Raw genomic sequence first — 6,882 nt, 5'->3', positions numbered from 1 at the left:
CCAGGCTGCTGGAAGCCTTCCGCAGCCCGCAGCCCAGCCGCGCCGCCGCCTGACCGGCACGCCGGCGCCGCCGCACCGCCTTCGCGGCGGCCGGCGGCGCCGAGCGCCCAAGCGACCCTCTTGGCCTCTCCCGTGCATGGCGGGCGAGGCCTTTTTTTCGTCAACCGCTGGCGCGCGGATTTGACGCCGCCCGGCCGCAGCAACAGAATCCGGGACCGATCCGCCGCCCCCCGTCCACATGCCGAGCCTCGACACCCTCCCCGCATTTCTCGCCATCTCGATCGTCGTCACCCTCGCGCCCGGCCCCGACAACCTGATGGTGCTCGGCCAGAGCCTCGCGCGCGGCCGTCTCGCCGGCTTCGGTCTCGCCCTCGGCTGCGCGCTCGGCTGCTTCACCCACACCCTGTGGGCGGCGCTCGGCGTCAGCGCCGCGCTCGCCTCCTCGCCCACCGCCTTCCTCATGCTCAAGCTCGCCGGCGCCGCCTGGCTGGCGTGGCTCGGCTGGCAGGCGCTGCGCAACGCCGCCGCCCCCCGGCTCGACGCCGCCGCGACGCGCCCGGCCGAACCCTGGCTGCGCTATCTGCGCCGCGGCCTCATCGCCAACGCGATCAACCCCAAGGTCGCGCTCTTCTTCCTCGCCTTCCTGCCCCAGTTCGTACGCCCCGCGGCCGGCTCGGCGACGCTGCAGATGGTGGCGCTCGGCGCCGTGTTCGCCGCCCAGACCGTGCTGGTGTTCGGCGCGATCGCGCTCGCCGCCGGCAGCGTCGGCCGCCTCATCGCCCGCCGTCCGGCGGCAGGCGCCTGGCTCGACCGCGGCGCCGGCCTCATCTTCCTCGGCCTCGCCCTGCGCCTCGCGCTCGACGGGGCGCACGACTGATTCCGGCGACCGCTCCCGAGCGACCGCCCCCCGCCACCGACCCGGACCACCCCGCCCATGAGACGCGCCCCCGCCGCCGCCCTGCCCGGCCCCGAACCGACCGAACGCCACGACTGGCAGACGCTCAAGCGCCTGATCCCCTACCTGTGGGCCTACAAGGGACGCGTGCTGTTCGCGCTCGCCTGCCTGATCGCTGCGAAGGGCGCCAACGTCAGCGTGCCGCTGATCTTCAAGCAGCTGATCGACCGCCTCACGGTCACGCCCGACCAGGCCTTCATCGTGGTGCCCGCCGCGCTGCTGCTCGCCTATGGCGTGCTGCGCTTTTCGACCTCGCTGCTCACCGAGCTGCGCGAGCTCGTCTTCGCCCGCGTGACCCAACAGGCGGTGCGCGAGATCTCGCTGCAGGTCTTCCGCCACCTGCACGCGCTCTCGCTGCGCTTCCATCTCGAGCGCCAGACCGGCGGCCTGACCCGCGACATCGAGCGCGGCACCCGCTCGATCAACTCGCTGATCAGCTTCACCCTGTACTCGATCCTTCCCACCCTGATCGAGATCGGCCTCGTGGTCGGCATCCTGCTTGCCAAGTACGACCCGGTGTTCGCCCTCATCACGTTGTCCACACTGGCGATCTACATCGTGTTCACCGTGCGGGTGACGAACTGGCGCACCGCGCTGCGCCGCCAGGCCAACGAACTCGACTCCGCAGCCAACGTGCGCGCGGTCGACAGCCTGATCAACTTCGAGACGGTGAAGTACTTCAACAACGAGGAGTGGGAAGCGCGGCGCTACGACGAACAGCTTCAGAAATGGACGGCCGCGCAGCTCAGGAACCAGTACTCGCTGTCGGCGCTGAACGTCGGCCAGGCGGTGATCATCTCGGTCGCCGTCACCGCGATGATGTGGCAGGCCGCTGCGCGAGTGGCCACCGGCGAGATGACGATCGGCGACATCGTGCTGGTCAACGCCTTCATGATCCAGCTTTACATCCCGCTCAACTTCCTCGGCGTGATCTATCGCGAACTGCGCCAGGCGCTCACCGACATCGAGCGCATGTTCGGCCTGCTGCACGAGCAGCGCGAGATCGCCGATGCGCCCGACGCGCTCGAGCTGCCCGCCGGCCCGGCGAGCGTGCGCTTCGAACGCGTCGGTTTCGCCTACGATCCCAAGCGGCCGATCCTGCACGAGGTCGATTTCGCGATTCCGGCCGGCCACACGGTGGCGGTGGTCGGCCACTCGGGCTCCGGCAAATCGACCCTGGCGCGCCTGCTGTACCGCTTCTACGACGTCCAGCAGGGCGCGATCCGGGTCAACGGCCACGATCTGCGCGCCCTGCGCCAGAACAGTCTGCGCGCCGCGATCGCGATCGTTCCCCAGGACACCGTGCTGTTCAACGACACCATCTTCTACAACATCCAGTACGGCCGCCCCACCGCGGATCGTGCCGCGGTCGAGGCGGCGGCGCGCGCGGCCCAGCTCGAGGACTTCATCCGCCGCCTGCCCGAGGGCTACGACACCCGCGTCGGCGAGCGCGGCCTGAAGCTGTCGGGCGGCGAGAAGCAGCGCGTGGCGATCGCGCGCGCGCTGCTCAAGGACCCCGCGATCCTGATCTTCGACGAGGCCACCTCGGCGCTCGACTCCCGCACCGAGAAGGCGATCCAGGCCCAGATGGCGCTCGCCGCCGAGGGCCGTACCGCGCTCGTCATCGCCCACCGGCTGTCGACCGTGATGGACGCCGACGAGATCATCGTGCTCGACCAGGGCCGCATCGTCGAGCGCGGCCGCCACGCCGAACTGCTCGCCCGCGGCGGCGCCTACGCGCAGATGTGGCTGCTGCAGCAACAGCAGGAGCGCGCAGCGGGGGACGCCAGCGGCCCGGCCTGATCCGCTACACTGGAGCTCCCGGTCCCGCACCGCCGAGCCTCCCGATGGACGCCCACGCCGCCTTCCCCTTCCTCAAGGAAATCATCCTTTTCCTTGTGCTGTCCGGCGTCCTCATCCCGCTCCTGGCGCGCCTCAGGATCAACCCCGTGCTCGGCTTCCTCGCCGTCGGCACCCTGCTCGGGCCCTACGGGCTCGGCCGCCTCGCGACCGACTTCGGCTGGGTGGACTGGTTCACCTTCACCCACCCGGAAGGCGTCGAGACCCTCGCCGAGCTCGGCGTGATCTTCCTGATGTTCATGATCGGGCTGGAGATGTCGGTCGAGCGCCTGTGGTCGATGCGCCGCCAGGTGTTCGGTCTCGGCGGCCTGCAGGTCGCGCTCACCGCGGCGGCGGTCGGCGCGCTCGCCTGGCGCTTCGGCAACGGCATCGAGGCGGCGGTGATCCTCGGCGTCGTGCTCGCCTTCTCTTCCACCGCGATCGTCATGCAGCTGCTGATCCAGCGTCGCGAGCTCGGCTCGCCGCTCGGCCAGTCCACGTTCGCGATCCTGCTCTTCCAGGACCTCGCGGTGGTGCCGCTGCTGGTGCTGATCGGCATCCTCGGCAGCAGCGCCGAAGGCGGCAGCTTCGCCTGGCAGCTCGGCAGCGCCACGCTCAAGGGCGTGCTCACGGTGGTCGTGCTCTACCTCGTCGGCCAGCGGGTGGTGCGCCCGCTGTTCCACCAGATCGCCACCACTCGCCAGCCCGACACCTTCACCGCGCTGACCCTGCTCACCACGCTCGGCGTCGCCGCGGTGACCTGGGCGGCGGGCCTGTCGATGGCGCTCGGCGCCCTGCTCGCCGGCCTGATCATCGCCGAGACCGAATTCCGTCATGAGGTCGAGGTCACCATCGAGCCCTTCAAGGGCCTGCTGATGGGCCTCTTCTTCCTCTCCGTCGGCATGGGCATCGATCTCAGCGCCCTGCTCGACAGCCCGCTGTGGATGCCGCTGTCGGTGATCGGCCTGATCGTGCTCAAGACCGCCATCCTGTTCGTGCTGCTGCGCATCTTCGGGCTGTCCTGGGGGCGCGCGCTCGAGGGCGGCCTGCTGCTCGGCCAGGGCGGCGAATTCGCCTTCATCGTCGTCGGCCTCGCCCTCGGCCTCGGCCTGCTCGAGCGCGACGTCGCCCAGTTCATGCTGATCGTGGTCGGCCTGTCGATGCTCGCCGCGCCGCCGGTCGCGCGCTTCGGCCAGCAGCTCGGCGACGCCATCGACCGTCGCATCGGCCGCCGCGAGGCGCCGGATGATGCCGAATTCGGCGAACTCGCGCACCACGTGCTGGTCGCCGGCTACGGCCGCGTCGGCCAGCTCGTCGGCCAGATGCTCGCCGAGCAGGGGGTGAGCTACGTCGCGATCGACAACGACGCCCGACAGGTCGCCCAGGTGCGCAGTGCCGGCGTGCCGGCGGTCTATGGCGACGCCAGCCGTCCCGAACTGCTGCGCAAGCTCAGGCTGGAGCACGCCCAGGCGGTGGTGCTGACCATGGACCACACCGCCGCCGCGCTGCATGCGGTGCAGGCGGTGCGCCGCGCGATGCCGCACATCCGCATCATCGCCCGCGCCCGCGACGAGAAGCACGCGCTCGTCCTGCACGAGGCGGGCGCCTCGATGGTGGTGCCCGAAACACTCGAGTCCAGCCTGCAGCTCACCGCCTCCGTGCTCGACTCGCTCGGCATGCCGGCCGATGCCGCCGCCCGCCTGCTCGAGCAGGAGCGCGCGCGCCGCATCGTCGCGCTGCGCGGGGCCGCCTGAAGGCGCCCGCCGGTGCGCACCGTTGATCCCGTGAACCTCGACAGGAGACGAAGATGTCCGCCCTCCCCCGCATCCTCGTGATCGCCACCGGCGGCACCATCGCCGGCCTCGCACCGAGCCCGGCAGAACCCGGCGTCTATGCCGCCGGGGTGGTCGATGCGCCGGCGCTGCTGGCCGCCGTGCCGGCGCTGGGCGAACTCGCCGAACTGCGCGCCGAACAGCTCTTCGCGCTCGACAGCAGCGACCTCGGCCCCGCCCACTGGATCGCGCTCGCCTGCCGCGTTCGTCTGGCGCTGAGCGACCCCGAACTCGACGCGGTGGTCGTCACCCACGGCACCGACACCCTGGAAGAGAGCGCCTACTTCCTCCAGCTCGCGGTCGACACGGTAAAGCCGGTGGTGATGACCGCGGCGATGCGCCCGGCCAACGCGCTCTCCGCCGACGGCCCGGCCAACCTCTACGATGCGGTGAGCCTCGCCACCGCGCCCGGGAGCGCCTCCCACGGCGTGCTGGTGACGCTCGGCGGCACCATCTTCCATGCCGTCGGGCTGCGCAAGCTGCACACCGGCCGCCTCGACGCCTTCGCCGGCGACCGCCGCGGCCCCGCCGGCAGCACCAACGGGCCGGAGTTATTCCGTCCGCCGCCGGCGCAGCGCGCGCTGGTCGACCCCGCGGCGCTCACCGAGCTGCCGATGGTGGAGATCCTGCACGTCGCCGCCGGCAGCTCGCCCGCGCTGCTCGAGGCCGCGCTGCAGGCCGGCGCCCGAGGGCTGGTGCTGGCGCTGCCCGGCAACGGCACCGTGCCACAGGCCTGGCGCGGGCCAATCGCCCGCGCCACCGCCGCCGGCATCCCGGTGATGCGCGCCTCGCGCTGCGGCAGCGGCGCGGTCGGTCGCCATCCCGACGACGCCGCGCTCGGCACCCTGGCGGTGGGCGACCTGCCCGCCTCCCAGGCACGGGTGGCGCTGATGCTCGCCCTCGCGCGCCAGCAGCCCGCCCTGCTGCGGCAGCTTCTCGCCGCGCCCTGAGCGCATCGGCGCGCCCTTAGCCTGGGCCCCGCCACTGCGGCCCCCCCATCATCGCAGGCACCGTAGGAGCCCTGCCCCCAGGGCGATAACAGCCGCTCCGCCCACACCACCGCCGCGATCGCGCAGGGGGCTGCGCCCCCACGGTGCCTGCAATGGGCGCCCCGTCGGAGACGCTCTGCACCCAGGGCGATAGCAGCCGTCGTCACCACCACAGCCGCCGTCGATCGCGCTGAGGGCAGCGCTCCTACAGCTCCGCTGACGGCCGATGGCGCGTGGTCCGCTCACAGCTGGTAGTCGTCCCCCCCCGCGCTGCCCGCGATCGCCTGCTCCACCAGCTTGCGCGACAGGTGCGGCGCGAAGCCCTCGATGAAGGCGTACACATAGCCGCGCAGCCAGGCGCGCCGACGCAGGCCGATGCGGGTGGTACTCGAGGCGAACAGGTGGCTCGCATCGACCATGCCGAGGCCGCGATCCACCGCCGGGTCGTAAGCCATGCGCGCGAGGATACCGATGCCGAGATCCATCGCGACATAGGTCTTGATCACGTCCGAGTCGATCGCGGTGAGCACCACGTTCGGCTTCAGGCCGCGACCGAGGAAGGCCTTGTTGATCACGCTGCGGCCGGTGAAGGCGTCGTCGTAGGTGATCAGCGGGTGGCGCGCGATCGCCTCGAGCGTCAGCGGCGCGGCACGCAGGATCGGGTGGCGCGCGGTGGCGATCACGCAGCGGTTCCACTGATAACACGGCAGCATCACCAGTTCCTCGTAGTCGGCGATCGCCTCGGTGGCGATCGCGATGTCGGCGCTGCCGTCGAGCACCATCTCGCACACCTGACGCGGGCTGCCCTGGTGGAGCGAGAGCTTCACCTCGGGGTAGCGCCGCATGAAGTCACGCACCACACGCGGCAGCACATAGCGGGCCTGGGTGTGGGTGGTGGCGATCGACAGGCTGCCGACCGCCTCGTTGGCGAACTCGTCGCCCACCTGCTGCAGGTTGTCCACATCGCGCAGCATGCGCTCGGCGATCTCGAGGATCGCCCGCCCGGGCTCGGTCACCGCCACCAGGCGCTTGCCGTGGCGCACGAAGATCTCCACCCCGAGCTCGCTCTCGAGCTGGCGGATCTGCTTGGAGACGCCCGGCTGCGAGGTGAACAGCGCCTCCGCCGCCTCCGACACGTTGAGCCCGCGACGGGCCACCTCGTGGATGTAGCGCAGTTGCTGGATGTTCATCGCGCGCTCCATATAACCATTGATTCTTTCATTCTAATCCAGACCTGCTTATTACACCTATCGTTCCCCCTTAGGAT

Annotated in this window: 5 protein-coding genes; 4 read left to right on the top strand and 1 reads right to left on the bottom strand. The window is 71.1% G+C overall.

The window, feature by feature from the left end:
- Positions 1-238 precede the first annotated feature (238 nt).
- Genes BB334_RS15630 through BB334_RS15615 form a run of 4 tightly spaced genes read left to right on the top strand, consistent with a single transcriptional unit; the run spans position 239 to position 5,576 of the window.
- Positions 239-877 carry a LysE family translocator gene (locus BB334_RS15630; protein ID WP_068809406.1) on the top strand — a complete coding sequence of 213 codons (639 nt, stop codon included), beginning with the start codon at positions 239-241 and terminating at the stop codon, positions 875-877.
- A 57-nt stretch (positions 878-934) separates the two neighbouring features.
- Positions 935-2,758: an ABCB family ABC transporter ATP-binding protein/permease gene (locus BB334_RS15625; RefSeq protein WP_068809405.1), complete on the top strand. Its 1,824-nt coding sequence runs from the start codon at positions 935-937 to the stop codon at positions 2,756-2,758.
- Between the two features lie 44 nt (positions 2,759-2,802).
- The gene (locus BB334_RS15620) at positions 2,803-4,548 is read left to right on the top strand and encodes a cation:proton antiporter domain-containing protein (RefSeq protein WP_068809404.1); all 1,746 of its coding nucleotides are present in this window, start codon (positions 2,803-2,805) and stop codon (positions 4,546-4,548) included.
- A gap of 53 nt (positions 4,549-4,601) precedes the next feature.
- Entirely contained in the window at positions 4,602-5,576 is a 975-nt protein-coding gene (locus BB334_RS15615) for an asparaginase (protein WP_068809403.1), read from the top strand.
- Positions 5,577-5,857: 281 nt separating this feature from the next.
- Here BB334_RS15615 and cysB read toward each other — a convergent pair whose 3' ends face one another.
- Positions 5,858-6,805 carry an HTH-type transcriptional regulator CysB gene (gene cysB / locus BB334_RS15610; protein WP_068809491.1) on the bottom strand — a complete coding sequence of 316 codons (948 nt, stop codon included), beginning with the start codon at positions 6,803-6,805 and terminating at the stop codon, positions 5,858-5,860.
- Positions 6,806-6,882 lie beyond the last annotated feature (77 nt).

The sequence above is a fragment of the Thauera phenolivorans genome, assembly GCF_001696715.1.
GTDB lineage: Bacteria > Pseudomonadota > Gammaproteobacteria > Burkholderiales > Rhodocyclaceae > Thauera > Thauera phenolivorans.
This window is presented reverse-complemented; position numbering and strand designations above follow the sequence as displayed.